General features: G+C 57.5%; 20 protein-coding genes. 17 read left to right on the forward strand and 3 right to left on the reverse strand.

The annotated features are described in order from the left end of the window. Positions 1-20: 20 nt before the first annotated feature. Both PM04_RS01215 and PM04_RS01220 read left to right on the forward strand, forming a co-directional pair. Positions 21-2,282 carry a PAS domain-containing sensor histidine kinase gene (locus PM04_RS01215; RefSeq protein ID WP_052068262.1) on the forward strand — a complete coding sequence of 754 codons (2,262 nt, stop codon included), beginning with the start codon at positions 21-23 and terminating at the stop codon, positions 2,280-2,282. Then, positions 2,279-3,679, forward strand: a complete 1,401-nt coding sequence (locus PM04_RS01220; protein ID WP_038002858.1) for a sigma-54 dependent transcriptional regulator — start codon at positions 2,279-2,281, stop codon at positions 3,677-3,679. Before PM04_RS01215 ends, PM04_RS01220 begins: the two co-directional genes overlap by 4 nt. Here the strand turns inward: PM04_RS01220 and PM04_RS01225 are convergent. Then, complete coding sequence (locus PM04_RS01225) at positions 3,676-4,104, reverse strand: hypothetical protein (RefSeq protein ID WP_038002861.1); 429 nt, start codon at positions 4,102-4,104, stop codon at positions 3,676-3,678. The two genes, PM04_RS01220 and PM04_RS01225, sit on opposite strands and share 4 nt — an antisense overlap. A gap of 113 nt (positions 4,105-4,217) precedes the next feature. Between PM04_RS01225 and trkA the strand changes: the two genes are divergently transcribed. From trkA to tsf, 7 genes are all read left to right on the forward strand, one after another. After that, on the forward strand, positions 4,218-5,594 hold the full coding sequence (gene trkA, locus PM04_RS01230; RefSeq protein ID WP_038003814.1) for a Trk system potassium transporter TrkA: 1,377 nt from the start codon (positions 4,218-4,220) through the stop codon (positions 5,592-5,594). Beyond that, on the forward strand, positions 5,591-7,147 hold the full coding sequence (locus PM04_RS01235) for a potassium transporter TrkG (RefSeq protein ID WP_324618317.1): 1,557 nt from the start codon (positions 5,591-5,593) through the stop codon (positions 7,145-7,147). The genes trkA and PM04_RS01235 overlap by 4 nt, the downstream gene beginning before the upstream one ends. Before the next feature lie 161 nt (positions 7,148-7,308). Beyond that, positions 7,309-7,551 (forward strand): RNA chaperone Hfq, encoded by a 243-nt coding sequence (gene hfq, locus PM04_RS01240; protein ID WP_038002863.1) that lies wholly within the window; start codon positions 7,309-7,311, stop codon positions 7,549-7,551. After that, entirely contained in the window at positions 7,526-8,842 is a 1,317-nt protein-coding gene (hflX, locus tag PM04_RS01245; RefSeq protein WP_052068260.1) for a GTPase HflX, read from the forward strand. Before hfq ends, hflX begins: the two co-directional genes overlap by 26 nt. 134 nt (positions 8,843-8,976) lie before the next feature. Next, entirely contained in the window at positions 8,977-9,534 is a 558-nt protein-coding gene (locus PM04_RS01250; RefSeq protein WP_038002865.1) for a YSC84-related protein, read from the forward strand. 238 nt (positions 9,535-9,772) lie between these two features. Beyond that, the gene (gene rpsB / locus PM04_RS01255; RefSeq protein WP_038002867.1) at positions 9,773-10,534 is read left to right on the forward strand and encodes a 30S ribosomal protein S2; all 762 of its coding nucleotides are present in this window, start codon (positions 9,773-9,775) and stop codon (positions 10,532-10,534) included. Positions 10,535-10,611: 77 nt separating this feature from the next. Continuing rightward, complete coding sequence (tsf, locus tag PM04_RS01260; protein ID WP_038002869.1) at positions 10,612-11,487, forward strand: translation elongation factor Ts; 876 nt, start codon at positions 10,612-10,614, stop codon at positions 11,485-11,487. A gap of 326 nt (positions 11,488-11,813) precedes the next feature. Here the strand turns inward: tsf and PM04_RS01265 are convergent, their stop codons facing one another. Both PM04_RS01265 and aroQ read right to left on the reverse strand, forming a co-directional pair. Then, entirely contained in the window at positions 11,814-12,608 is a 795-nt protein-coding gene (locus PM04_RS01265; RefSeq protein WP_369793288.1) for an autoinducer binding domain-containing protein, read from the reverse strand. Further along, on the reverse strand, positions 12,605-13,051 hold the full coding sequence (gene aroQ / locus PM04_RS01270) for a type II 3-dehydroquinate dehydratase (RefSeq protein ID WP_038002872.1): 447 nt from the start codon (positions 13,049-13,051) through the stop codon (positions 12,605-12,607). Before aroQ ends, PM04_RS01265 begins: the two co-directional genes overlap by 4 nt. Positions 13,052-13,206: 155 nt before the next feature. On the opposite strand from aroQ, the gene PM04_RS01275 reads away from it, so the two are divergent. The 8 genes from PM04_RS01275 to PM04_RS01310 all read left to right on the forward strand — a co-directional run bounded on the left by PM04_RS01275 (position 13,207) and on the right by PM04_RS01310 (position 25,057). Continuing rightward, positions 13,207-16,362: a 2Fe-2S iron-sulfur cluster-binding protein gene (locus PM04_RS01275; RefSeq protein WP_038002874.1), complete on the forward strand. Its 3,156-nt coding sequence runs from the start codon at positions 13,207-13,209 to the stop codon at positions 16,360-16,362. A 130-nt stretch (positions 16,363-16,492) separates the two neighbouring features. Further along, positions 16,493-17,302 (forward strand): alpha/beta hydrolase, encoded by an 810-nt coding sequence (locus PM04_RS01280; RefSeq protein WP_038002876.1) that lies wholly within the window; start codon positions 16,493-16,495, stop codon positions 17,300-17,302. A 30-nt stretch (positions 17,303-17,332) separates the two neighbouring features. Further along, positions 17,333-18,508: a kynureninase gene (kynU, locus tag PM04_RS01285; RefSeq protein ID WP_038003818.1), complete on the forward strand. Its 1,176-nt coding sequence runs from the start codon at positions 17,333-17,335 to the stop codon at positions 18,506-18,508. Between the two features lie 288 nt (positions 18,509-18,796). After that, positions 18,797-20,758, forward strand: coding sequence for an AMP-binding protein (locus tag PM04_RS01290; protein ID WP_038002878.1), 1,962 nt, complete (start codon positions 18,797-18,799; stop codon positions 20,756-20,758). Continuing rightward, entirely contained in the window at positions 20,755-21,591 is an 837-nt protein-coding gene (locus PM04_RS01295) for an ABC transporter ATP-binding protein (RefSeq protein WP_233486397.1), read from the forward strand. Before PM04_RS01290 ends, PM04_RS01295 begins: the two co-directional genes overlap by 4 nt. A gap of 33 nt (positions 21,592-21,624) precedes the next feature. After that, entirely contained in the window at positions 21,625-22,623 is a 999-nt protein-coding gene (locus PM04_RS01300; RefSeq protein WP_038002881.1) for a branched-chain amino acid ABC transporter permease, read from the forward strand. A gap of 9 nt (positions 22,624-22,632) precedes the next feature. Beyond that, positions 22,633-23,709, forward strand: a complete 1,077-nt coding sequence (locus PM04_RS01305) for a branched-chain amino acid ABC transporter permease (protein WP_038002882.1) — start codon at positions 22,633-22,635, stop codon at positions 23,707-23,709. Between the two features lie 67 nt (positions 23,710-23,776). Further along, positions 23,777-25,057: an ABC transporter substrate-binding protein gene (locus tag PM04_RS01310; RefSeq protein WP_038002885.1), complete on the forward strand. Its 1,281-nt coding sequence runs from the start codon at positions 23,777-23,779 to the stop codon at positions 25,055-25,057. Positions 25,058-25,110: the final 53 nt, after the last annotated feature.

A 25,110-nucleotide genomic window follows, 5' to 3' on the forward strand; every position in this document is an offset into this window, starting at 1 on the left:
TGTTGAGGTGAGGGCGGGTTATGGCGCGAGCCATGTCCATGGGGCTTTTGTCGCGGATGTCGCTTTGGCGTCGGCAGCGGCGCGTACAGACGTGGATCACATTAGGCTTGGTCGCACTGGGGCCTGTCTTGGTGATTGCCACGTTTGGGGTTTTGGGTCCTTTGGGGACGGACAATGCTGCCGCTTTGCGCGGGGTTTTGCTGCTCGATCTGGTTTACATTTTGGTCGTCGCAACGCTTGTGCTGATGCGCGTGGCCCGCATGGTATCTGCCCGCCGGGCGCGGTCTGCTGGATCACGGTTGCACATGCGTTTGACGTTTGTGTTCTCAGGCATGGCGTTGGTGCCGACCATTCTTGTTGCGGTGTTCGCGACATTTACCATTAACATCGGGCTAGAGGGTTGGTTTTCCGACCGTGTGCGGTTGGCTTTGGGTAATTCGGTGGATGCTGCCCAAGCCTATGCCCAGGAGCATCGCGATAACTTAATTCAAGATGCCAATGGGTTGGCAGGCTATCTTAATGTTGCAAAGCAATCCACATTCTTTCTAAGCGACGCGGATTTGAGGCAAATTCTGACCCAAGGCCAGGATGCTGTACAGCGGGGGCTACAAGAAGCCTATGTAATTGACGGCTCGGGCGAACTGCGATCCCGTGGTACGCGGAGTTATTTGTTTGACTTCGAGCCACTCTCAACCGCGCAGCTGGAGGAAGCTGCCTCCGGCCGTCCACTGCTCGTTGAGGACAAAGAAAACAATGAGTTCCGCGTCGTGGTTAAGCTGAATGCGTTCGTGGATCGCTATCTTTATGTGACCCGAGAGGTCGATGGCGCAATTCTGTCCCTGCTGGATGAGACGCAGGCAACCGTTCAGTTGTATCGTCAGTTAGAGGCGGATCGTGGGCGACTATTCTTTGATTTCGGGATGCTGTATTTGGCCTTTGCTCTGATCCTGATCCTTGCAGCTGTTTGGCTCGGCCTGTGGTTCGCCGAAGGGCTGTCGCGGCCGGTTGGGCGGCTGGCCGGTGCGGCGCAGCGTGTCGGTCAAGGTGATTTGGATGTACGCGTCATTGAAGAACGCGGCGATGATGAGATTGCCATGTTAGGTCGTCTTTTCAACCAGATGACGCGCCAGCTTAAAGGGCAGCGTGACGCTTTGGTCGAAACCAATATGCAGACAGAGCGGCGTCGCCGACTGTTCGACTCCGTGTTGGGATCAGTTACCGCGGGCGTGATCGGTCTCGATGCTCAGGGTCGTGTCGATTTTCAAAACCGCTCTGCAATGCGGCTGCTCCATCTGTCAGATGAGGCGCAATACGGTCGTGCTCTCGCGGACTGCGTTCCGGAATTTGCAGCGTTGTTTGAACGGCTTAAAGGCAGCGGCTCGGAAACGGTACAAGAAGAGCTGCGTTTGACCCGTGGGGGCAAGTTGGAAAACCTCTTGGTGCGTTTGGCTAAGCGTCGTGGGGAGGAAGGGCAGCTTGAGGGCTATGTGGTTGCCTTTGATGATGTGACGGAGTTGGTCAGCGCGCAGCGAATGGCCGCGTGGGGCGACGTTGCCCGTCGTATCGCCCATGAGATCAAAAACCCCTTAACCCCGATCCAGTTGTCTGCGGAACGGGTGAGCCGAAAATTCGGTCCTATGTTGGGCGATGAAGGGGATAGCCTGCGCCAATACACCGACGTCATTGTGAGGCAAACCAATGACTTGCGGCGCATTGTTGATGAGTTTTCGAAGTTTGCCCGCATGCCAGAGCCTGAACGTCGTCAGGCGGATTTGGCCGCACTGCTGCGTGACACGATCGTATTGCAGCGGCCTGCTCTCGATCCAGTTCCGATTAATGCTGACATTGCAAATGGGCCTGTTTTGGCGGCGTTTGATGGCACAATGATTGGGCAAGCGTTTACTAACCTTATCAAAAATGCTGGCGAGGCGATTGAGAGCCTGAACGCCAAAGGCCAGCCCGACGGGCATGAGCACGGGCTTCAAGTGAACCTACGGCTTGTTGACGCGATGGCAGAAATCACCATCGCCGACACAGGGATCGGCCTGCCGGAGGACCGGGCGCGATTGTTTGAACCCTATGTCACGACTCGGGACAAGGGCACGGGGCTTGGGCTCTCCATTGTTAAGAAAATCATTGAAGAACATGGCGGTACGCTCGAACTGCGCGACGCGCCTGCGATGTTCTCTAATAGCCATGTAGGGGCGGCGGCTGTGATCCGGTTGCCCTTGCTCAAAGAGCCGTCGGACGGCGAAAACGTTGACGTAGCGAGGACACCATGAGCGATATTCTGATTACCGACGATGAACAGGACATCCGGGATCTGATCTCTGACATTCTGAAGGATGAGGGGTTTGCGACCCGGACGGCCGCAAACGCTGATGAATGTATGGCGGCCATTAACGATGATCCGCCCGCGTTAATGATTTTGGACATCTGGCTTAAGGATAGCCGGATGGACGGGATCGATATTCTCAAGACTGTTCGCCGCGATAACCCTGACATCCCAGTCGTCATCATTTCTGGTCATGGGAACATCGAGATTGCGGTCGCAGCGATCAAGCAAGGGGCATACGACTTTATCGAAAAGCCCTTTAATATCGACCAGTTGATGGTCGTTGTTGGCCGTGCGATGGAAACGTCTCGCTTGCGACGCGAAAACACGCAGTTACGGCGGAAGGATGTAACAAACTCTGAGATGATTGGATCAAGTGCTGCTTATAAGGCGCTGACCTCTCAGTTGAAAAAAGTGATGAATTCGAACGGGCGCGTTATGCTGAGCGGTCCGGCTGGCAGCGGCAAGGAAGTCGCTGCGCGGTACATTCACGCCAATTCGAACCGTGCCAGCGGCCCCTTTGTCAGCGTTAATTGCGCAAGTGTTGAGCCGGAGCGGATGGAAGCTGTTCTGTTCGGTCGTGAAACCAGTGAGCGCGGGGTTGAGGCTGGTCTTTTGGAGCAGGCGCACGGCGGCGTTGTGTATTTCGACGAAGTCGCGGATATGCCCATCGGGACGCAATCCAAAATCCTCCGGGTGCTCGTGGATCAGCAGTTCACGCGCGTTGGAGGCGCCGATAAAGTGCGCGTCGATATGCGCGTTATTTCCAGCACAAACAGAGATTTGCAGGCTGAAATTAAAGCTGGTCGTTTCCGGGAGGAGTTGTACCATCGCCTAAACGTGGTTCCGATTGATGTGCCCAGCCTTGAGGATCGGTTGGAGGATATTCCAGAGCTGGCGGAGCACTTCATCGAGAGCCTGCACAAATCCCAAGGGTTGCCCATGCGGGAGCTGTCTGAAGACACTCGGGCACTGCTGCAAACGCTGCGTTGGCCGGGCAACGTGCGCCAATTGCGCAATGTCATTGAGCGGATCTTGATCTTGGGTGAGGGCACGGGTCCGATTGAACCGGCTGAGTTACCAAACCCCGGTGAGGGTGGTGGCGACAGTGGTGAGATGACACTCACTGGCAGCCTTGCGACCTTGCCGCTACGCGAAGCGCGTGAGTTGTTTGAGCGGCAATACCTGATGACGCAGATCAACCGGTTTGGTGGAAATATTTCGCGCACAGCAGCGTTTGTGGGCATGGAACGCTCGGCTCTGCACCGGAAGCTTAAATCGCTCGGTGTTGTGACTAGCGCCAAATCCGGCAGCCGCGTCGCCCGCGTTGAGGAAGAAACCTAAGGCGAGAGCGCGAAGGCTCCATCAACCAGACAGATGCCGTTGGTGGAGCCGGGATGCCGCGACAGCTGTAACGGAGTGATTTCCGCCGGGCATTGCGGCACGCGGACTTTGGTGTAGCCCGCCTCTTTCATGCACAGATCAACGGAGCGCGCGCGTAAATCTGCGTTAACATCGCGTTGACGTGCCGTCGGCAACCCGCGTGCTGCACCAAAACAAAAGGGATCGTCGCAGAACCGCCCCCCGATTGTGATGGAACTGTTCCACTCGGTTTGCATGGCCACAGGGAAATCCTGCCGTGCGTCAGCTTCGCAGGTTAACAGGGTACGCTCGGCGCGGGTTGCCTCGACGCCTGGGTTTATCCAGGCCTCCATCGGCATGGCGCAACCGGCAAGAACAATTGGAGCGATTAACAAAATACGGGTCATAACGTCAGTCTAGCGCGCGTGTGGCCGGGCTGGCAATTGACCTTTGCGTGTGTCTCTGCCACATCATCAAGGCTGACGCGATCATTGAGACCGCTCAAGGGATACGGGCCGATATGAAGGTAATTATCTGCGGCGCGGGGCAGGTGGGCTGGCAAATTGCCCGGCACCTCTCGGGGGAGCGCAACGATGTCACCATCGTCGATAGCGACGCCGATTTGGTGCGCCGCGCGACGGACACATTGGATGTGCAGGGGCTGACCGGCTTTGCGAGCTATCCGGACGTGTTGGATCGGGCCGGTGCGCGCGATGCGGACATGGTGATCGCGGCGACGTTTTCCGACGAAGTGAACATGGTGATCTGCCAAGTGGCGCACTCTGTTTTCGGGGTCAGCCGCAAGATTGCGCGCCTGCGGGCGCAGAATTATTTGGACCCGAAATACTCGGACCTATACCGGCGAGAGCATCTGCCGATTGACGTAATCATCAGTCCCGAGCGAGAGGTCGCGGATGCCGCCCTGCGCCGTCTGCGCGCGCCTGTGGCATTTGATACAGCGCGCTTCCTTGATGGCGATGCAGAGCTGGTCGGCCTCGCGCTTGATGAGGATTGCCCGGTTCTGAATACGCCACTGCGACAGTTGAGCGAGTTGTTTTCAACTCTGCGGGCGATTGTGGTGGGCGTCCGGCGCCAAGGTCAATTGTTCGCGCCCGCGCCCGGTGATCAGCTGTATGCGGATGACCAGATTTACGTCATGGTCCATCGCGACGATACCAAACGCGCGCAGGAAATCTTTGGCAAAGTGGCGCGCAAGCAAGAACGTGTAGTGATCATCGGCGGCGGCAACGTCGGCCTGTCAGTGGCCCGCACGCTGGAACAAGCGCCTGAGCGTATCCGTGCCCGCGTGATCGAACGCAACCGCGCCTGTGCGGAACGCGCGGCGGATGCGCTGGAGCGGACCATCGTTTTGAATGGCGATGGGTTGGATATTGATCTGCTGCGTGAAGCCGGCATTGAGAATGCTGATGCCGTTCTGGTCGTTACGGATGACGACAAAACCAACCTTCTGGTCGCGGTGCGCGCCAAGGCGACGGGCTGTCCAATGGCCATTGCGCTGGTGAACGATCCGACGCTGGTGCCGTTGATGGGGCCGCTGGACATTGATGCCTATATCAACCCGCGCCAAACGACGGTCTCATCTATCCTGCAACACGTGCGACACGGTCGGGTACGGTCGGTCTATTCGATTGGCGACGCCGAGGCCGAAGTGATTGAAGCACAGGTCCTATCCACGTCACCTTTGGCCGGTAAGGCATTGCGCGACGTAGATTTTCCCGAAGGCGTGTTGATGGGCGCCATGAGCAAGGGGGGCAAGGTCGTTGTCCCCTCGGGCAGTACGCGGATTGAAGAGGGCGACGTTGTGGCGATCTTTGCGCTATCAGCGGATGTTCCCGAAGTTGAGCGCCTGTTGCAGGTGCAGATCGACTTCTTTTGAGCAGGCCAATCTATAGCCGCAAGGCCGCGAGTGGCGACAAGTGGCAGCCGCGCATCCCCCTCGTTGTGCTTATGGGGATCATGTGTGCGGCGGCGATGTATATTCCCGCGCTTCACGCGTTGGCGTTTGATGATCACCGCCCGGCGCGGATCTTTTTCTATTACGGGACGTTTTTGTTGTTCATCGCGGGGGCGGTCGGCGTGGCCACCGCGAACCATCGCAGCGCAAAGCCTGCGCGTGCTCAGCTGTTGTCGATTGCGGGCGTTTTCACGGTGTTGCCGCTGTTTTTGGCGCTGCCCTTCCGGGAGGTCGTCGGCAACACGACATACCTGAACGCAGTGCTTGAAATGGTGTCAGCCCTGACCACCACTGGGGCCACATTGTTCGATGATCCCGACCGCTTGCCCCTATCGTTGCACGTTTGGCGCGCGTTGGTCGCTTGGCTTGGGGGGTTGTTTATGTGGGTGGCGGCGGTCGCGATTTTGGCGCCCCTCCGGCTGGGCGGTTTTGAGGTCAGCACACCGCGCAGACAACAGGCCGAAACGCGGCCCACGACGGGGTTGGATCAGGTCATCTCACCAGAGGTGCGGATGTGGCGCGCGGCGCGCACGATGGGGCCGATTTACCTGTTTCTGACGCTCAACCTTGCGCTGATCTTGATGCTTGCAGGGGATGGCCCGACAACGGCGGCGATCCACGCGATGTCGACACTGTCGACCTCCGGGATTTCGGCGGTGGGTGGCCTGCAGGATGCGGTCTCGGGCCGGGTGGGCGAGGTGGCCGTATTCTTCTTTTTGATTTTTGCCGTTTCGCGCCAAACATTTGCGGCTGAATGGCGCAAAGGCCATCTGGGTTTGCTGCGCGATGACCGTGAGTTGCGGATTGCCGCGTTTTTTGTCGCCGCCATACCGCTCGCGCTGTTTGCCCGGCATTGGACCGGCGCGCTTGAGGTCCGGTTAGAGGATGACATGTGGCAGGGGCTGGAGGCTCTTTGGGGTGCGATGTTCACGGTGCTGTCTTTCCTCACGACAACGGGTTTTGAAAGCAGCGGTTGGACGGCGGCGCAGTATTGGTCTGGCTTGTCCACGCCGGGGCTTTTGTTGATGGGCCTGTCCGTGCTGGGTGGCGGTGTTGCAACCACGGCGGGCGGGGTCAAATTGTTGCGGGTCTATGCGCTGTATCGGCACGGACGACAAGAAATGGCCCTGTTGGTAGAGCCGCACGCCGTTGCGGGCGTGAAATCGGAATCGCGCCGCGTTCACCCTGAAGGCGCTCAGGCGGCTTGGATTTTCTTCATGCTCTTTGCCATGTCGATTGCGGGGTTGTCGGCTTTGTTCGCGCTCAGCGGAGTTTCATTTGAGGCGGCGATGGTGATGACGGTCGCGGGGCTTTCGACCACGGGGCCGCTGCTGAGCGTCGCGATGGAAGGGGGCGTGCAACTGAGCGATCAAAACACGGCCACCAAGATTATCTTTGCCGGGGCTATGGTCCTTGGACGATTGGAAACGCTTGCGATCATTGCATTGCTCAACCCCGAGTTTTGGCGGCGGTAGGCGAAAGTGCGCCCACGTGAGATGCATAAATTTTTAGCGACAGGATTAAATCGTTGTTTTGGGGTGGAAATTGACGCGCACGACAAGCATAATCCCCAAAAGCGACCGGTAATGGTGTTACGAGCCGCGTAACGCCTCATAAACAAAAAAGGCATAAAACAATGGCTTCCGACAAGCAAAACCTCCAGGACGCCTTCCTGAATCACGTCCGGAAGACGAAGGTTCCCGTGACGATCTTTCTCATAAATGGTGTTAAGTTGCAGGGTGTTATCACTTGGTTTGATAATTTCTGCGTGCTTTTGCGCCGCGATGGGCAATCTCAGCTGGTCTATAAGCATGCGATCTCGACAGTGATGCCTGCGCAACCGATCAGCCTTTATGATGGCGAAGACCGCGCTGACTGATCCTGTTGAGTCCGGCGCCACCGAGGCGCCCCCGACACGCACCGCCGTGCTGCATCCCGATCTTGGACCCGATCACACTCGCCGCGCGCCCGAACACGGGCTTGCCGAGGCGGTGTCATTGGCCCACGCATTGCCGGGTCTTGAGGTCGTGCGTGATCAGGTCGTCCGCCTTCCGAAGCCGCATCCGGGCCATTTGTTTGGCACCGGTAAATTGGCCGAGCTAAAGCAGCTTTTGCATGACGATGAGATTGATCTTGTCGTCATCGACGGTCCCGTGACGCCAGTGCAGCAGCGCAACCTTGAAAAAGAGTGGAAGGTGAAGCTTCTGGATCGCACCGGGCTGATCCTAGAGATTTTTGCCGACCGTGCTGCCACCCGAGAGGGTGTGTTGCAGGTGGAATTGGCCGCCCTTAGCTATCAACGCACGCGGCTTGTGCGGGCTTGGACCCACCTTGAGCGTCAGCGTGGTGGCTTGGGCTTCGTTGGGGGGCCGGGTGAGACGCAGATTGAGGCGGACCGCCGCGCGATTGACGATGCGGTGAACCGCATTCGCAAGCAATTGGCCAAGGTGGTCAAGACGCGTGCTTTGCACAGGGCCGCACGCGCCAAGGTGCCATACCCGATTGTGGCGCTTGTAGGCTATACAAACGCGGGCAAATCAACGCTGTTCAATTATTTGACTGGGGCGGATGTCTTTGCCAAAGACATGCTGTTTGCGACGCTGGACCCTACGATGCGGGCTGTGACCCTGCCGGGGGGCACGGACATTATCCTGTCGGACACGGTTGGTTTCATTTCCGACCTTCCAACCCAGTTGGTGGCCGCGTTTCGGGCAACGCTTGAAGAAGTGTTGGACGCCGATTTGATCTGTCATGTGCGCGATATCTCGCACCCTGAAAGCGATGCGCAGGCGCGGGATGTAAATGCTATTCTTGCGCAATTGGGCGTGAGCGATGAGATCCCCAAGATTGAGTTGTGGAACAAGATCGATGCCGTTGATGCCGACACACGCGCGAGCATCGAGGCGATTGCGGCGCGCCGTGAGGATGTGTTTACCCTGTCCGCGGTCACTGGCGAGGGCCGCGATCCGGCACTGGCTGCGATCGCAACCCGCGTTACGCCCGCGACCCACGACGAAGAGGTGTTTGTGCCCTTCGCTGACGGGCGCGCACGGGCATGGTTGCATGGTGAGGATATCATCCAGCAAGAGGCCCAAGAGGACGAAGGATTTCGGTTCCAAGTCCGTTGGACTACGCGACAAGCCGAGCAGTTTGCAAAAATGCGCCGTTAAGGCGGTTTTTGCGGCTGTGACGCAGCATCTGGTGGCGTGACAAGGAGCGTCCCCTGTTATATTGTATAAAGCAATCAGGGTGGCCAACCGCCCGGACTTTTGATATCGGCAGTAAACATTACAGGATCACGATCATGACCACTTTCTCCCGTCGCGGATTTATTACGACGGCTGTCGCGCCATTGGCTTTGGCGGCGTGCGGCAATGGGATTAACAGTAAGGGCGCCTCAACCATTGACGCCCGCGTGGATAGCGCACTGGATTTTCTTTACAGCGACGTTGAGGGCGCGCAACGGCTTGGCGATACGTCGGCGGGTGTCTTGGTGATGCCGCTGATCACGGAAGCCGGGTTTGGCTTTGGTGCCGGGTACGGTCGTGGCGCGCTGCGTGTTGGCGGGGCGACCGTGGACTATTACTCTGCTGCGAATGCCTCGTTCGGGTTGCAGATTGGCGCGCAACAATACGCGCATGCGTTGTTTTTCATGACCGAAGAGGCTTTGAACAACTTCCGCGCGGGACCCGGTTGGGCGGCTGGCGCAGACCTAGAGTATGCATTGTCGGGGCAGGGCGATAGCGTCAGCGCTGACACAACCAGCGCGCTCGATCCTGTGATTGCGGTGATCTTTGGTCAGGCGGGTTTGATTGCAGGGGCCTCGCTTGAGGGGACCAAATACACGCGGATCATTCCCTAAAGACCCGCGGCGCAGCCTTGTGGCTGCGCCCTAAGCGAGGGGCCAGCCCCTCGCGCACCCCGGGATATTGGGGAACCAAAGAAAGACACTTGTGATTTGGATGAACGCGCGTTAAGTCGCGCGTACTTCACAGGGTGAGGTTGGGTCATACGGGGAGACATCCCGTCTGTATCCGCCGGTTGGGACAATCGTCTCGCATGCCTCGCCCGAGGATTGAAACCGGAAAGGAAGATACGAGATGGCTTTGCCCGAATTCTCGCTGCGTCAGCTTTTGGAAGCTGGTGTACACTTTGGTCACCAGACCCAACGTTGGAACCCCCGTATGGCGCCGTACATCTACGGCGGCAAAAACGGCATCCACATCATGGATCTCACCCAAACCGTTCCTATGCTTGAGCAAGCTCTGAACGTTGTTCGCGACACAGTGGCCAAAGGCGGCCGCGTTCTGTTCGTAGGTACCAAGCGTCAGGCGCAAAAGCCGATCGCTGATGCTGCTGAGCGTTGCGCACAATACTACATGAACCACCGTTGGTTGGGCGGCACGCTCACCAACTGGAAAACCGTTTCCAACTCCATCGCTCGCTTGAAGGCGATTGATGAGGCATCTGCCCAAGGCTTTGCTGGTCTGACCAAAAAAGAGCGTCTGGGTATGGAGCGGGACCAAGCCAAGCTAGAAGCTTCGCTGGGTGGTATCCGTGAAATGGGCGGTGTGCCTGACCTGTTGTTCGTCATCGACGTCAACAAAGAAGATCTGGCCATCGCGGAAGCAAAAAAGCTGGGCATTCCAGTTGTTGGTATCGTTGATACGAACTGCTCGCCCGACGGTGTTGATTACATCATCCCCGGTAACGACGACGCGGCACGCGCAATCGCGCTGTACTGTGACCTGGTGGCCCGTGCGGCGCTGGACGGCATGTCCGCTCAGCTGGGCGCGGCTGGTGTCGACATCGGTGCGATGGAAGAAGCACCCGCTGAGGAAGCTGTCGCCGCAGAGGCCTAAGGCCTATTGCGTCACACTGCTGATACCGGGAGGGGCTAAACCCCCTCCCACGACATTTCCGAACAAGGAGACCAGAGATGGCGATTACCGCTGCATTGGTGAAAGAACTGCGCGATACGACCGGCGCAGGCATGATGGACGCGAAAAAAGCGTTGACCGAAACAGACGGCGACATGGAAGCGGCAGTCGATTGGCTGCGCACCAAGGGCCTCGCGAAAGCGGCGAAAAAGTCCGGCCGTACGGCAGCAGAAGGCCTTGTGGCTGTTGCTGTTGAGGGCAACACAGCAGTCGCACTGGAAGTGAACTCCGAGACCGACTTCGTTGGTAAAAATGCTGAGTTCCAAGAGATGGTTGCCTCCTTTGCGGGTGCTGCTCTGTCGGTAGACGATGTTGACGCGCTCAAAGCGGCTGATCTGAACGGTAAATCCGTTGAGGACACGCTGACTGCGAAGATCGCAACAATCGGTGAGAACATGTCCATCCGCCGGATGGCGAAGCTGACGGGCGGGACTGTTGTGTCCTATGTGCACAACGCTGCTGCACCTGGTATGGGCAAAATCGGTGTGCTTGTTGCCATGAACGGTGGCAACGAGGCGCTCGGCAAACAGATCGCAATGCACGTTGCTGCTGTGAACCCCGCGTCCCTGTCCGAAGCCGATCTTGACCCAGCTGTGGTTGAGAAAGAAAAGCAGGTTCAGATCGACATCGCACGCGAGTCCGGCAAGCCCGAGCAAGTGATCGAAAAGATGATCGTTGGCCGCATGAAAAAATTCATGGCAGAAGTCACACTTGTGAACCAAGCGTTCGTTGTGAACCCTGACCTGACTGTTGGTGCTGCGGCTGCTGAGGCTGGTGCAGAAATCACAGGTTTTGTGCGTCTTGAAGTCGGCGAAGGCATCGAGAAAAAAGAAGAAGATTTCGCAGCTGAGGTGGCAAAAGCCGTCAAAGGCTAAGCGCCTTCTGCGTATCTGAGAAAAAACAAGCGCCGCTGGGGGTAACCAGCGGCGCTTTTTTCATGGGTGCTTTAGCGTCTGGGGATGATAATTAGACAAACACCCATTCAAGTGCCGCGGCCTCGGTGGACTATACACCGAGGCCGCGACGATCCCGAATTCATCGAGCAGAGCCCCATTCAGGCTGCTATCCCAACCCTTCTGGCGCACTGATTAGTCTCAAGGCACAACGCCCCAACTCACAAGACACCTCATATACTACAGATTGACCTTGCGTCAGGAAGTAAGGAAATCCCTACTAAATCGTTTACGAGTATCACAAGATATTACCGAAGACTGCTAGAGATAAACACTTGGTTGAGGAGCGACGCTTTTAGTATCGCTTGGGCTGTGGTGTCGACGTCCAGCGCTTCGCGGGCGAGTCGCAGATGTTTTTCGACCGTGGCGACGTTCCGTTCCCACAATTGCGCGATATCTTGGATCGTTTTGCCATCTGCGACCATTTCCAGCGCATCGCGTTGGCGGGTCGTCAGGACGCGGTTGCCGATGTAGGGCAGGTCGTTCAGCTTGAGGTGTGCGAGGTTGCATAGAACTTCGATCTCAAGGCCTTTGTCCTGCCAGAGGGCGTCGATTTGTTCTTGGCTCATGTGAGATGAACATACCCCGATCCCGCCATTGCTGCGTTGTGACAGCCGAGGAAAGGATACGGTAAAGCCGGCCTTGATGTTGTATTTGGCGTTCAGCTCCATGACCTTGGTCTGCGCTGGGGTCAGTGCGCCGTCCATTAGGGCTTTGCGCGAGTGGCTCCAACTGATGGCGGAACCGGGGTTGTGCGAGACCCATTCGATGGTGGGCGCGTTCTTGTAATACTCATCGCCGAGGAACGTTTTGATGTAATCGGGGGGGTAGTTCGTAAGGATGACTGCGTCGCTGAGATCGCCAAAATCATTCTTGGTGCGGAACTGGGTGGCGGCATAAAACACGCGGTCAAAGCCATATTGCGCCAGTTGTTTGAGGACCATGGGCCAGGCTTCCTCAAGGGTCTTGGCCTGGGTTAACCCCTTGAGAGCTGACAAAAGCTCCGTGGCTGACGGGCAGCGGACTGTGGTTGGCCCATTCACGGGCCGCCCGCTTTCAGGTGGTTTGTCATGGCCCGCAGCGCAAGCTCATACCCCGCCGTTCCAAGTCCCGCGATGACGCCGATACAGGCGCGCGCGATCATGGAATGGTGACGAAACTCTTCGCGTGCGTAGACGTTTGAGATGTGGACCTCAATCACTGGCAACCCTGTGCCTGCAATTGCGTCATGTAGCGCGATTGACGTGTGGGTGTAGGCGCCCGCATTGATCACGACACCGGCACAGGTATCCCGTGCGGCGTGGATTTCGTCGACCATCGTACCTTCGTGGTTGGACTGGGCGCAGCGCACTGTGATGCCGAGTTCAGCCGCGACCGCGTGGCAATCGGCCTCCACGTCGGGGAGGGTTTTTGCGCCATAGATGCCGGGCTCTCGCGTGCCGAGCAAATTGAGGTTCGGGCCATTAAGTATTAGGATTTGTGTCATAGGGAGACGTTATCCGTTGATCTGTGTGTGCGGCAAGACATCAGTCGTCGCAGGGGAGGATTGGGTTAGGCCAACGGCTGCCCCTGCGGCACACAAGCAACACCCATTGCACGTAGGTCCTGCCCGGGTCACGGTGTGCCGGAGGGAGGGCCGAGATGCCGCGCATTTTTTCGAATCGTAGCCGTCCGCTGCATGCGGGGGCTTTGCCGACAGAACGTTTGCCCAAGCAACGGTCGGTGGATTTGCGCGCCGTGCCGACGATGCGCGCGTTGCGGTTTGAGGGGCCGAAGGGATCGATCATTCATGCCATGGCCGAGCATCAGGCAATGCTGGACGCCATCCGCGACGGCGCGACGAACCCCGCCAAGTCCGAGATTCCGGCGGAGCCAGTTGCGCGCACCGATCACCTGAAGGCGTTTGCAACCTTTTGCGATGCGACACTTGTGGGGGTGTGCCGTTTGGGGTCGGAGGATCATCTGGCCGATCCCATTCAAAACCCCGAAGTCGCGACCTTGGCGGAGGCCCTGCGCACGCGGCAGACCAAGACGCTTGCGGCGGGGATCGACCTGATCATGGCCGACCTTAAGGAGTCCGTTTCAACGCCGCCGGGCGACATGACCCATCATCGGTTTGCTCTTGTGTTTGCCTATGCCCAGCCCCGTGCGCCACGAGCGGATGAGGCTGGAACGGATTGGATCAAGGGCGCAGAGCGCCATCGATCCGCGCTTTTAGGGGCTGAGACGGCTACCGTTTTGGCGAATTATATCAGGCTTCTAGGGTGGGATGCCCGTGCCCACACCGAAAGCACGTCTGATGTTGATTTGAATCGGCTGGCTGTTGCGTCGGGTATTGCACTTTGGGATGGGCACGCCCTGCGCCACCCGTTTTTGCCGAATGGATTGGCCCTTGCTGCGGTGACGACCACGCTTGAACTGACGCCGGATGTGCCGTTGGCATCGTCGACCGTGGCGGCACCGGGGCAGGCGGCGCGTGACCCTTACGCGCGGCGCGATTTCAAAGACGGCGCGCACCCGTTTGAGACGCTTAGACGGGTCGACCGACCTACAACCTATATGGATGAACGCAACATTCCGCGTGTCCCCAAGCGCGCCGATTTGTTCGCCCGCGCCCAGTTTGGCGATATGGGACCGGCGCTGCAAAAGGCGGCAACTGGTGGCTACTATGTCCGCAAAGCGGCGCCCTCGGCTGCGCAACGCCGAGCGCTTGGGGCGTTTGTCCTGCTGCAAGACGGCACGCCTGCGCCCGTCCAAGCCGATCTGCCGCCGCAAACCGCGTCTGAGTTGATCAAAGCGACCAGCTATTTTCTGGGTGTTGATGCCGTGGGCATTTCGCGCTGTCCGGAGTGGGCGTGGTATAGCCACGACGCGCGCGGGGCCGAGATTGATCCGCCCCACGATCAAGCGATCTCAATGGTGATCGACCAAGGGTATGAGACGATGGAGGGGTCGTCCGGTGATGATTGGATTGCGGTGGCCCAAAGCATGCGCGCCTACCTGCGGTTTTCGTTGTTGGGCGGGGTGGTGGCTGCTCAAATCCGAGCCTTGGGCTATAGCGCCAAGGCGCACACGGTGATGGATGGTGAGGTCCTACAACCGCCGCTGCTGTTGCTCAGCGGTTTGGGTGAGGTCAGTCGCATTGGCGAGGTGATCCTCAATCCGTTTCTCGGTCCGCGTCTGAAATCGGGTGTGGTCACGACGGATATGCCCTTGGAACATGACCAACCCATTGATTTCGGGATGCAATCATTCTGTGAGGCCTGCAATAAATGCGCGCGGGAATGTCCATCTGGCGCGATTACGGCCGGGCCTAAACGGATGTTCAATGGCTATGAGATTTGGAAATCCGATAGCCAGAAATGCACGACATACCGGGTGACAACGCCCGGTGGGGCGATGTGTGGGCGCTGCATGAAAACCTGTCCGTGGAACCTTGAAGGCCTGTTTCGCGACGCGGCCTTCCGCAAAGTTGCGATGAATGTGCCCAAAGCGGCTCCGATCCTTGCCAAGCTCGACGATACATTGGGGCGTGGCGGGCTGAATTCGGTCAAAAAGTGGTGGTGGGACCTAGAGTTGAGCGAGGCGGGTTCGTATCATCCGACCCAACACGCGGTGAACGCACGTGGACTGCAAAAAGACCTCAAAATTGATCATAATGATCAGACACTTGCGGTATATCCTGCACCTCTTGCGGCACACCCCTATCCCTATCCCTATCCTGATCCGATGGATCGTGAGGCCGGGATCGCCGCCTACAAGGCGATGGTCCCCGCAAAGGACCACATCGCCGCCGTGGCGCGGGGTGATGAAAGCGTGTTGCATCGCACGCGCCCGACCGGTGAAAGCCCGGTATTGCCACTTGTGGTCAGTGCGGCCACGCCGGAGGCCGAAGGCATCACCACCTACACGCTGCGCGACCCTGATGGCGCGCCGCTGCCACCGTGGACGCCGGGGGCGCATATCGATCTGTTGATCGCGCCTGAATACCTGCGCCCTTACTCGCTGACCGGGGACCCGGAGGATCGCAGTTGCTACCGAATTGGGGTCCTGCGTGAGGATGCGGGCAGGGGCGGTTCCAAGCTGTTGCATCGGATCTTTGCAACGGGTCGCCAGGTGTATGCGGCGCGCCCGATTAACCACTTTCCTCTGGTGTCGGGTGCAGCATCCTTCACGTTATTGGCGGGAGGTATCGGGATCACGCCGATGATCCCCATGGCCCATGCTCTGCACCGCGCGGGCACGCCGTTTACACTGCGATACTCAGGGCGGAGCCGTGCGAAAATGGGGTTCATACCTGAGCTACAGGCCGCGCCTTGGGCCGATCAGGTGCGTCTGCATATTTCAGATGAAGGGGGGCGCGTCGACCTCAAGACCGCACTGCAATATACTGAAGGTGGACATATTTATGCCTGCGGAAGTGGCGCGTATATGGAGGCCGTGATGCAAGCCGCGCGCAACGCAGGCTATCCGGAAGATGCGTTGCATCTCGAATATTTCGCCGTCCCGGAGGTAGAGGCCGCCCCTCGCGCGCCGTTTACCCTGCGTCTTAGCCGCAGTGGGCGCGACATCGCGGTTGGTGCCGATCAAGTTGCTTCTGACGCGCTGAACGCGGCGGGCGTTTCCGTTGATGTGAAATGCAGCGACGGGCTATGCGGGGTATGCAGTTGCAAGGTCATTGCGGGTAACGTTGATCACCGCGATTTCGTCCTATCCGCCGCGCAGCGGCGAGAGGCTATGATCCTGTGCCAGTCCCGCGCGGCGGAGCCTGATGGCGTGATTGAGATTGATCTGTAGGTCAGTGACAGAATCTGTGTGTCACGCGGATATTTTCACACTGGTAAAGATGTCCTGAAGAGGGTCAGGAATTCTGGTTGCAGCGCCCTCTGGGCACCGCCATGGTTGATCCCTCAAAGTGGAGGCTAGAATGAGAGCAATCGACTGGGATGACGCCTATGCGAACATGCCCTACGTGCCCGGGGCGGAAGCGCTGCCTGCGCAGTGGGCCGCTGAGGCTGAGGCATTTCGTGCCAGTGGCGTCGCCATTGAAACGTTGCGCTATGGCGCAGCTCCACGGTGTGAATTGGACATCCTGCGGCCTACCCACCCGCCCGAAGGGCTGATGGTTTTTGTCCACGGTGGCTATTGGATGAAGTTTGACAAAAGCTACTGGACCCATCTCGCCAAAGGTGCGCTTGAGCGTGGCTGGGCCGTCGCCATCCCAAGCTATACACTCGCGCCCGAGGCCCGAGTTGGTCAGATGACGGCCGAGATCGGGGCGGCAATTATGCGTGCCGCAGAGGCGATTTCTGGTCCCATACGATTGGCCGGGCATTCGGCGGGTGGACACCTCGTGAGCCGGATGGTTTGCGCCGATAGCCCTTTGTCTCAAGAGGTACAGGATCGAATTGAGCATACAGTCTCAATCAGCGGCTTACACGATTTGCGTCCCCTCCGTTGGACCAAGCTGAACACAAGCTTGAACCTAGACATGGATGAGGCAACGGCTGAGAGCGCGGCTCTGTGTATGCCACGGTCCGGTGCGTCTATGACTGCTTGGGTTGGCGGCGATGAACGGCCCGAATTCATCCGGCAGGCGGAGGCACTGCATACCATGTGGTCAGGGCTTGAGGCGCAGACGACGTGCGTTGTTGAACCCGGGCACAACCACTTCAGCGTTATCGAAGCGTTGACGGACCCTAAGTCCTCACTTTTGAACGAAATCCTTAGCGCGTAGCCTTCTAAAGGAGACATCCCCATGTTGCCAATGAAAGACCATTTTCACCTACCAGAGGGGATGATTTATCTCGACGGAAACTCACTTGGCCCATTGCCCAAATCGACCCCTGACACGGTAGCAAATATGCTTACGCGGCAGTGGGGAGATCACCTGATCAAGGGGTGGAACGAGGACGATTGGATGGGCCAGCCCACCCGCGTAGGCAATATGGTGGGCCGTTTGATCGGCGCGCCTGAGGGGAGTGTGACTATGGGGGACACACTCTCGATCAAAGTCTTCCAAGCGCTTTCCTCTGCGTTGGATTTACGCCCTAACCGGCGTGTTGTTCTATCGGATAGCGGAAATTTCCCGACTGATTTGTACATGGCTGAAGGGCTGCTGCGGTCGCGGGCTGGCGACTATGAATTGCGCGTTGTACCGCCCGAGGACATTCAGGCCGCCATCACGGATGAGGTCGCGGTGGTGATGCTGACGCAGGTCGATTACCGCACGGGACGGATGCACGACATGGCCGCGATTACGCAAGCTGCACACGCTGCGGGAGCCGTGATGGTCTGGGATCTTGCGCACAGCGCGGGGGCCGTGCCGGTGGATTTGCACGCCGCTCAATGTGAGTTCGCTGTTGGCTGCACCTATAAATATCTCAACGGTGGTCCGGGTGCGCCGGCGTTTATTTACGTGCGTCCTGACCTGATCGACACACTTGATCCCGTGCTGTGCGGATGGCTTGGGCATGACGCGCCCTTCGCGTTTGAGCCGAGCTATCGACCCGCTCCGGGCATTGAAAGGATGCGCGTCGGCACCCCACCTGTGATGCAATTGACCGCCCTAGAGGACGCTTTACGCATTTGGGATGGCATCGATATGGACGATATCCGCGCGGCCAGCCTTCGCCTGAGTGACGTTTTCATCCATCAGATTGAGACACGTTGCCCAGAACTGACACTGGTCAGTCCGCGTGAGGGGGCGTTGCGCGGCTCTCAGGTGTCGTTCACCCACCCTGAAGGCTACGCTGTCATTCAGGCGTTAATTGCGCATGATGTGATAGGTGATTACCGTGCGCCGAACATCATGCGGTTTGGGTTTACCCCCCTTTACATCGATGAAAATGATGTCTCTCAGGCGGTTGATCGGCTCTGTGGTATTCTTGAAAACAGGCTGTGGGATACGCCGGAATATCGGGCAACTAAGCGCGTGACATAACCCTAGCTTCGGCGACGATCCGATGGAACGCGATCAGTGCGGATCGTCGGGAGTAGGCAGCACGGTCCGTTCTCGTACACGGTTTCTTATCCTTTGCGTTAGCTGACCTTTACGTTAAGTTAGGTGGATGTGAGATTTCCTAAATTGTATTTATAAACAGCAAGTTAAATATTTTTCAAAATACATTCAAAAAGGGTATTGGAATTCGGAAAAATCCCGTCAAGACTGTGACTCCAACACACGAAACGCGGCGCTCAATGACCGCGCGTGACGGGAGGAGAAACGATTATGACGTCTGCGCAAGACGCGTCTCAAGGCGTGAGCATACCCCATCTACTGGCGCGTAACGCGGCCCAGTTCGGGGATCGCCCAGCGTATCGAGAGAAAGAATTTGGAATCTGGCAAAGTTGGACGTGGTCGCAAACCGCGTCTGAAATTGAGGCGCTAGCGCTCGGGCTGCTGTCGCTTGGCGTGGCGCCGGGGGATCACGTGGCGATCATCGGGCGCAATCGTCCAGCGCTGTATTGGTCGATGGTCGCGGTGCAATGCATCGGGGCTGTCCCCGTGCCGTTGTACCAAGACGCGGTGGTCGAAGAGATGACCTATGTGTTGGAGCATTGCGGCGCACGCTTTGTGATCGCGGGCGATCAGGAGCAGGTGGACAAGGTGCTGGAAGTCAAAGGCGCCACCACAGTCATCGAGCACATCGTTTACTTTGATAAACGTGGTCTTCGGAAATATGACCATACCGCTATGACGAGCCTGTCAGATGTTCAGGCGCAGGGTCGTAATGCATCGGATGAAATGGTGAAATCCATGCAATCCCGGCGCGATGGCCTTGGGGCGGATGATACTTGCGTGATGCTTTATACGTCGGGGACGACGGGCAAGCCGAAGGGCGTTGTTTTGAGCAACCGCAACGTCATTGAGACGGCGCAAAACTCATCTAATTTTGATACACTCGGACCCGGCGAAGAGGTTCTGGCCTATCTGCCGATGGCGTGGGTTGGGGATTTCATTTTCTCGATCGGGCAGGCGTATTGGACCGGGTTTTGCGTGAATTGCCCCGAAAGTGCTGCAACGATGCAAAGCGATTTGCGCGAGATCGGGCCGACCTACTTCTTCGCGCCGCCAGCGATTTTTGAAAGCCATCTGACACAGGTGATGATCCGGATGGAGGACGCAAGTCGCTTCAAGCGAGGGATGTTCCATATGTTTATGGATCACGCTCGCCGTGTTGGGCCTGCCATCTTGGACGGGGCCTCGGTTGGGTTGTGGGATCGTCTGAAATATGCGCTCGGTAACGTGATGGTGTACGGGCCGTTGAAAAACACCCTCGGTATGAGCCGCATCCGTGTGGGCTACACCGCCGGTGAGGCGATTGGCCCGGAACTGTTTGATTTTTATCGGTCTCTTGGGATTAACCTCAAGCAGCTGTACGGTCAGACAGAGGCGACTGTGTTCATCACGCAGCAGCCCGATGGGCAGGTCCGCTCGGACACTGTTGGCGTTCCTAGTCCTGGGGTCGAGATCAAGATCGCCGAAAGCGGCGAGGTCTATTACCGCTCTCCGGGTACGTTCCAATCTTACTTCAAAAACCCTGAAAGTACGGCCTCCACCAAAGATGCCGAGGGCTGGGTTGCGACGGGCGATGCGGGTTTCATTGAGGAGGCCACCGGCCATCTGCGCATCATTGACCGGATCAAGGATGTGGCGCGCATGTCGGATGGGTCCATGTTTGCGCCCAAATACGTTGAGAACAAACTTAAGTTTTATCCCAACGTGTTAGAGGCCGTGGTGTTCGGCGCCGGGCGGGACCGATGCTGTGCGTTTATCAACATCGATCTTACGGCTGTTGGTAACTGGGCTGAGCGCAACAACATTGCGTATTCGTCCTACCAAGAGCTGTCGCAGCACCCACAAGTGCTTGAGATGATTGAAGGGCATGTGAATGCAGTCAACGCCAGTGTCGCGCAAGATGAAATGCTGTCGGGATGTCAAATCCACCGCTTTCTCGTGCTACACAAAGAGCTGGACGCAGATGACGGCGAGCTGACGCGCACCAAAAAGGTTCGTCGCGCCGTGATCGCAGAAAAGTTCGATGACCTGATCGAGGCGCTTTACAGCGACGCGCCTGAGGTCACGACCGAGACAGAAGTCACCTACGAAGACGGGCGTAAGGGCACGATCCGCGCAACGCTTTCGATCCGTGACGGGGACGTCTTTCCCAAGCTGGAGGCTGTCGCATGATGCTTGAAAATCAAACCCTTGCCCCAAGCGATGGCTACGTGACAGCAGACGGTCGTCAGATCGGCGGCGTCATGATGGACCTGCGCAACATCACCCTTCGCTTTGGTGGGGTTGAGGCGATTAAGGACATCTCATTTGATATCCGTGAGGGCGAAATTCGCGCCATCATCGGGCCGAACGGGGCCGGTAAATCGTCGATGCTTAATGTGATCTCGGGCTTTTATGTGCCGCAGGAAGGTGAGGTTTGGTTCAACGGTGCCAAGCGCCCGCCGACCAAACCCTATCAGGTTGCGCGCCAAGGGATCGCGCGTACGTTCCAGAACATTGCGCTGTTTGAGGGCATGTCCGTCCTCGATAATGTGATGACTGGACGGCTTCGTCAAATGTCATCTGGATTGTTCTCGCAGGCGCTTTGGTGGGGCAAGGCCCAGACCGAAGAGGTCGAAAATCGCGCGGCAGTTGAGCGGATCATCGACTTTCTTGAGATTCAATCGATCCGCAAAACGCCTGTCGGCCGCTTGCCCTATGGCCTGAAAAAACGCGTTGAACTTGCGCGCGCCTTGGCCGCAGAGCCGCACTTGCTGCTGCTGGATGAGCCGATGGCCGGCATGAACGTCGAGGAAAAAGAGGACATGAGCCGCTTTATTCTGGATGTGAATGACGAATTTGGCACCACAATCGCGTTGATCGAGCACGATATGGGTGTGGTGATGGATCTGTCGGACCGGGTGGTCGTGATGGACTATGGACGCAAAATTGGGGACGGCACGCCCGAAGAGGTGCGCAACAATGAGGCCGTGATCGACGCCTATCTGGGGGTGAGCCATGACTAATCTGATGGACGTGAAAATCGGGGGGCTATGCTAATGTCGGCTGATTTTCTGTATGGCATTGAGGTTCTAATCAACGGCCTAATGGCCGGGGTTCTCTATGCGCTTGTCGCTCTTGGCTTTGTTTTGATCTACAAAGCATCCGGAATTTTTAATTATGCACAAGGGGTTATGGCTCTGTTTGGGGCGCTGACGCTGACCGGGATCATGTCGGGGCAGGTGCCCTTCGCCCATTTGATCAACGCAACATTCGGGACGCATATTCATAACTTTGGATGGAACGTGCCAGCTCTTGGGGCCATCGCACTGACGCTTGTTGTTATGGTTTGCTTCGCTTGGATGGTGCAAAAATTCGTGTTCCGGCACCTTGTCGGGCAAGAACCGATCATACTATTCATGGCAACGATTGGGTTGGCGTACTTCCTCGAGGGGATGGGTGACCTAATGTGGGGCTCTGACATCAAGAAGCTCGATGTGGGCTTGCCTCAGGGTGGCTCGCGCTGGGTCGAGGATATCACAGCCGGTCTTGGTGGTGATGATTTCTATGGCTTCTTCATCGACAAGCTGGACATGGTTGCGACCCTCGTCGCGGCAATCCTTGTGATTAGTCTGGTGATGTTCAGCCAGTACACCAAACAGGGTCGGGCAATGCGCGCCGTGGCAGATGACCACCAAGCCGCTTTGTCGGTCGGTATCTCGCTTAACTACATTTGGATACTTGTCTGGTCACTTGCAGGGCTTGTTGCGCTGGTCGCCGGCATCATGTGGGGCGCGAAATCAGGTGTGCAATTCTCACTGTCTCTGATCGCCCTCAAGGCGCTGCCGGTGCTGATGTTGGGGGGCTTTACCTCCATCCCCGGCGCAATTGTCGGCGGGTTGATCATCGGGGTGGGCGAAAAGCTGTTCGAATACCTCATCGGTGCGCCGTTCCTTGGTGGCGCGACTGAAAACTGGTTTGCCTACGTGCTGGCCCTCATCTTCCTCGTCTTCCGGCCCCAAGGCCTGTTTGGCGAGAAAATCATCGAACGCGTATAGGAGGCGAGCATGTTTTATCGCGAAGCCGGAGACTTCAAAACATCCTACGTGGCCGACAGCCAGACCTTTCCGCTCAAGCTTGATAAGGTTGGGTTTTGGGTGACCATGATGGTGGCTTGGGGCGTCATTCCCTTCGTCATCACCGACTACTGGGCGAGTGCGCTGCTGGTGCCATTTCTGATCTATGCGATTGCGGCGATCGGACTGAACATCCTGACCGGATACTGCGGGCAGGTATCGCTGGGCACAGGCGGTTTCATGGCAGTGGGTGCATATGCCTGCTACAAATTGATGACCTCGTTCCCGGATGTGAACATCCTGGTTCACATCCTGTTGTCGGGCGGGATCACCGCAGCCGTGGGTACGGCGTTTGGCCTGCCTTCCCTGCGGATCAAGGGGTTCTACCTCGCGGTTGCCACGCTGGCGGCGCAGTTTTTCCTTGTGTGGTTGTTCAACAAAGTCAGCTGGTTCTACAACTATTCCGCCTCGGGCCAGATTAACGCGCCTGAACGGTTGGTGGCTGGGTTTGCCGTGACTGGGCCCGCATCGCCCGCGTGGGCGCAGTACTTGGTATGCCTGTTCTTTGTGACATTGTGCGCGCTGATCGCTCGCAATTTGACCCGTGGATCCGTGGGTCGGTCATGGATGGCCATCCGCGACATGGACATCGCGGCTGAGATCATCGGTGTGAACCCGCTGCGTGCTAAATTGTCGGCTTTTGCAGTAAGCTCCTTCTTTGTGGGCATCGCTGGGGCGTTGTTCTTCGCGGTGTATCTGGGCGCGGTTGAAGTGGGCGAGGCCTTTGGTATCCAAAAGTCATTCCTCGTCTTGTTCATGATTATCATCGGCGGCTTGGGTTCGATTTTTGGCAGCTTTGCCGGGGCTGCGTTCCTTGTGCTGTTGCCCGTTGCTCTCAAGATTGTGGGCGTCGATTGGTTGGGCTGGCCCACCGATTTGGTTGCGCACTTTCAGCTCGTCATTGTGGGTGCGTTGATCATGTTCTTCTTGATCAAAGAACCCCATGGACTTGCCCATATCTGGGGCTTGGCAAAGGAAAAACTCCGGCGCTGGCCTTTCCCTTACTAATATAAAACCCCGGATCAACCGGGGGTAATCCAAATGTCAGACAATTGAAACTGGGAGGTATCATCTGATGAAATGTAAACTTATTGCTGCTGCTGTGGCAGGGACATTGGCCGCAGGGCCCGCACTGGCGGATCTGGTCATTCCCGACCTTAGCTATCGTACAGGTCCTTATGCGGCGGGCGGCACTCCGTTTTCCGACGGCTATCAGGATTACTTTAACCTGCTGAACGCACGCGACGGCGGCATCGGTGGGGAGCCGATCCGCGTGATCGAATGCGAAACGGGCTACAACACCGAAAAAGGCGTTGAGTGCTATGAGTCCACAAAGGGCGAAGGGGCTTTGATCTATCAACCGCTCTCGACCGGGATCACCTACCAGCTGATCCCCAAAGCGACGGTTGACCAAATCCCACTGCACACAATGGGCTATGGCCGGACATCTGCGGCGAACGGCGAAGTGTTCAACTGGGTTTTCAACTATCCAGCGAACTACTGGGACGCGGCTTCGGTGATGGTGAACTACCTGCTGGAGCAAAATGGTGGATCGCTCGAGGGCAAAACGCTCGCGCTGCTCTACCACAACTCGGCCTACGGCAAAGAGCCGATCCGCACGCTGGAAGATCTGTCCAAACTGCACGGTTTTGAGCTGAAGCAACTTGCCGTGGATCACCCCGGCCAAGAGCAAAAATCCCAGTGGCTGCAAATTCGCCGCGAACGTCCAGACTATGTCCTGATGTGGGGTTGGGGCGTGATGAACCAGGTCGCGGTGCAAGAAGCTGCGAACATCAACTTCCCAATGGAAAACTTCATTGGCAACTGGTGGGCCGGTGCCGAGCATGACGTAACACCCGCAGGTGAAGCCGCGAATGGCTACAAATCGCTCAATATGAACCGCGTTGGCGATCTGCCCGTGTTCGATGAGATTAAGTCGCTGGTTCACGATGCCGGCAACGCTGCCGGTGACGGCTCAAACCTTGGTTCGGTGCTCTACACCCGTGGTATGTACGCTGCGATGCTTGCCTCTGAAGCCATTGCAAACGCTCAGGAAATCAGCGGTGTGTCGGACATTACTGCCGCACAAATGCGCGAAGGTATGGCCACGCTCAACATCACGAACGCGCGGATGGAAGAGCTGGGCATGGCTGCCATTGGACCAGAGTTCTCGGTTTCTTGTCAGGACCACGGCGGTAACGGTTTGGGTATCGTGCAGCAGTGGAACGCGATCGACAAAACTTGGGTTGCTTTGACTGACTACATCGCCCCCGATGACAGCGTGACCGGTCCTTTGATCAAAGAAGACAGCGCCGCGTTTGCCGCTGAAAACAACATCACACCGGGCTGCCTCTAAGGGCCTCGTGACGGACGGCGCTAGTACTTAGCGCCGTCCAATTTGCGGATGGA

Origin of the sequence: Thalassobacter sp. 16PALIMAR09 (genome assembly GCF_000765485.1) — a bacterium.
Classification (GTDB): domain Bacteria; phylum Pseudomonadota; class Alphaproteobacteria; order Rhodobacterales; family Rhodobacteraceae; genus Thalassobacter; species Thalassobacter stenotrophicus.

Coding starts and splice junctions, on each gene's coding strand:
- PM04_RS01215 (WP_052068262.1), top strand. CDS start 21: ATGGCGCGAGCCATGTCCATGGGGCTTTTGTCGCGGATGTCGCTTTGG.
- PM04_RS01220 (WP_038002858.1), top strand. CDS start 2,279: ATGAGCGATATTCTGATTACCGACGATGAACAGGACATCCGGGATCTG.
- PM04_RS01225 (WP_038002861.1), bottom strand. CDS start 4,104: ATGACCCGTATTTTGTTAATCGCTCCAATTGTTCTTGCCGGTTGCGCC.
- trkA (WP_038003814.1), top strand. CDS start 4,218: ATGAAGGTAATTATCTGCGGCGCGGGGCAGGTGGGCTGGCAAATTGCC.
- hfq (WP_038002863.1), top strand. CDS start 7,309: ATGGCTTCCGACAAGCAAAACCTCCAGGACGCCTTCCTGAATCACGTC.
- hflX (WP_052068260.1), top strand. CDS start 7,526: ATGATGGCGAAGACCGCGCTGACTGATCCTGTTGAGTCCGGCGCCACC.
- PM04_RS01250 (WP_038002865.1), top strand. CDS start 8,977: ATGACCACTTTCTCCCGTCGCGGATTTATTACGACGGCTGTCGCGCCA.
- rpsB (WP_038002867.1), top strand. CDS start 9,773: ATGGCTTTGCCCGAATTCTCGCTGCGTCAGCTTTTGGAAGCTGGTGTA.
- tsf (WP_038002869.1), top strand. CDS start 10,612: ATGGCGATTACCGCTGCATTGGTGAAAGAACTGCGCGATACGACCGGC.
- aroQ (WP_038002872.1), bottom strand. CDS start 13,051: ATGACACAAATCCTAATACTTAATGGCCCGAACCTCAATTTGCTCGGC.
- PM04_RS01275 (WP_038002874.1), top strand. CDS start 13,207: ATGCCGCGCATTTTTTCGAATCGTAGCCGTCCGCTGCATGCGGGGGCT.
- PM04_RS01280 (WP_038002876.1), top strand. CDS start 16,493: ATGAGAGCAATCGACTGGGATGACGCCTATGCGAACATGCCCTACGTG.
- kynU (WP_038003818.1), top strand. CDS start 17,333: ATGAAAGACCATTTTCACCTACCAGAGGGGATGATTTATCTCGACGGA.
- PM04_RS01290 (WP_038002878.1), top strand. CDS start 18,797: ATGACGTCTGCGCAAGACGCGTCTCAAGGCGTGAGCATACCCCATCTA.
- PM04_RS01295 (WP_233486397.1), top strand. CDS start 20,755: ATGATGCTTGAAAATCAAACCCTTGCCCCAAGCGATGGCTACGTGACA.
- PM04_RS01300 (WP_038002881.1), top strand. CDS start 21,625: ATGTCGGCTGATTTTCTGTATGGCATTGAGGTTCTAATCAACGGCCTA.
- PM04_RS01305 (WP_038002882.1), top strand. CDS start 22,633: ATGTTTTATCGCGAAGCCGGAGACTTCAAAACATCCTACGTGGCCGAC.
- PM04_RS01310 (WP_038002885.1), top strand. CDS start 23,777: ATGAAATGTAAACTTATTGCTGCTGCTGTGGCAGGGACATTGGCCGCA.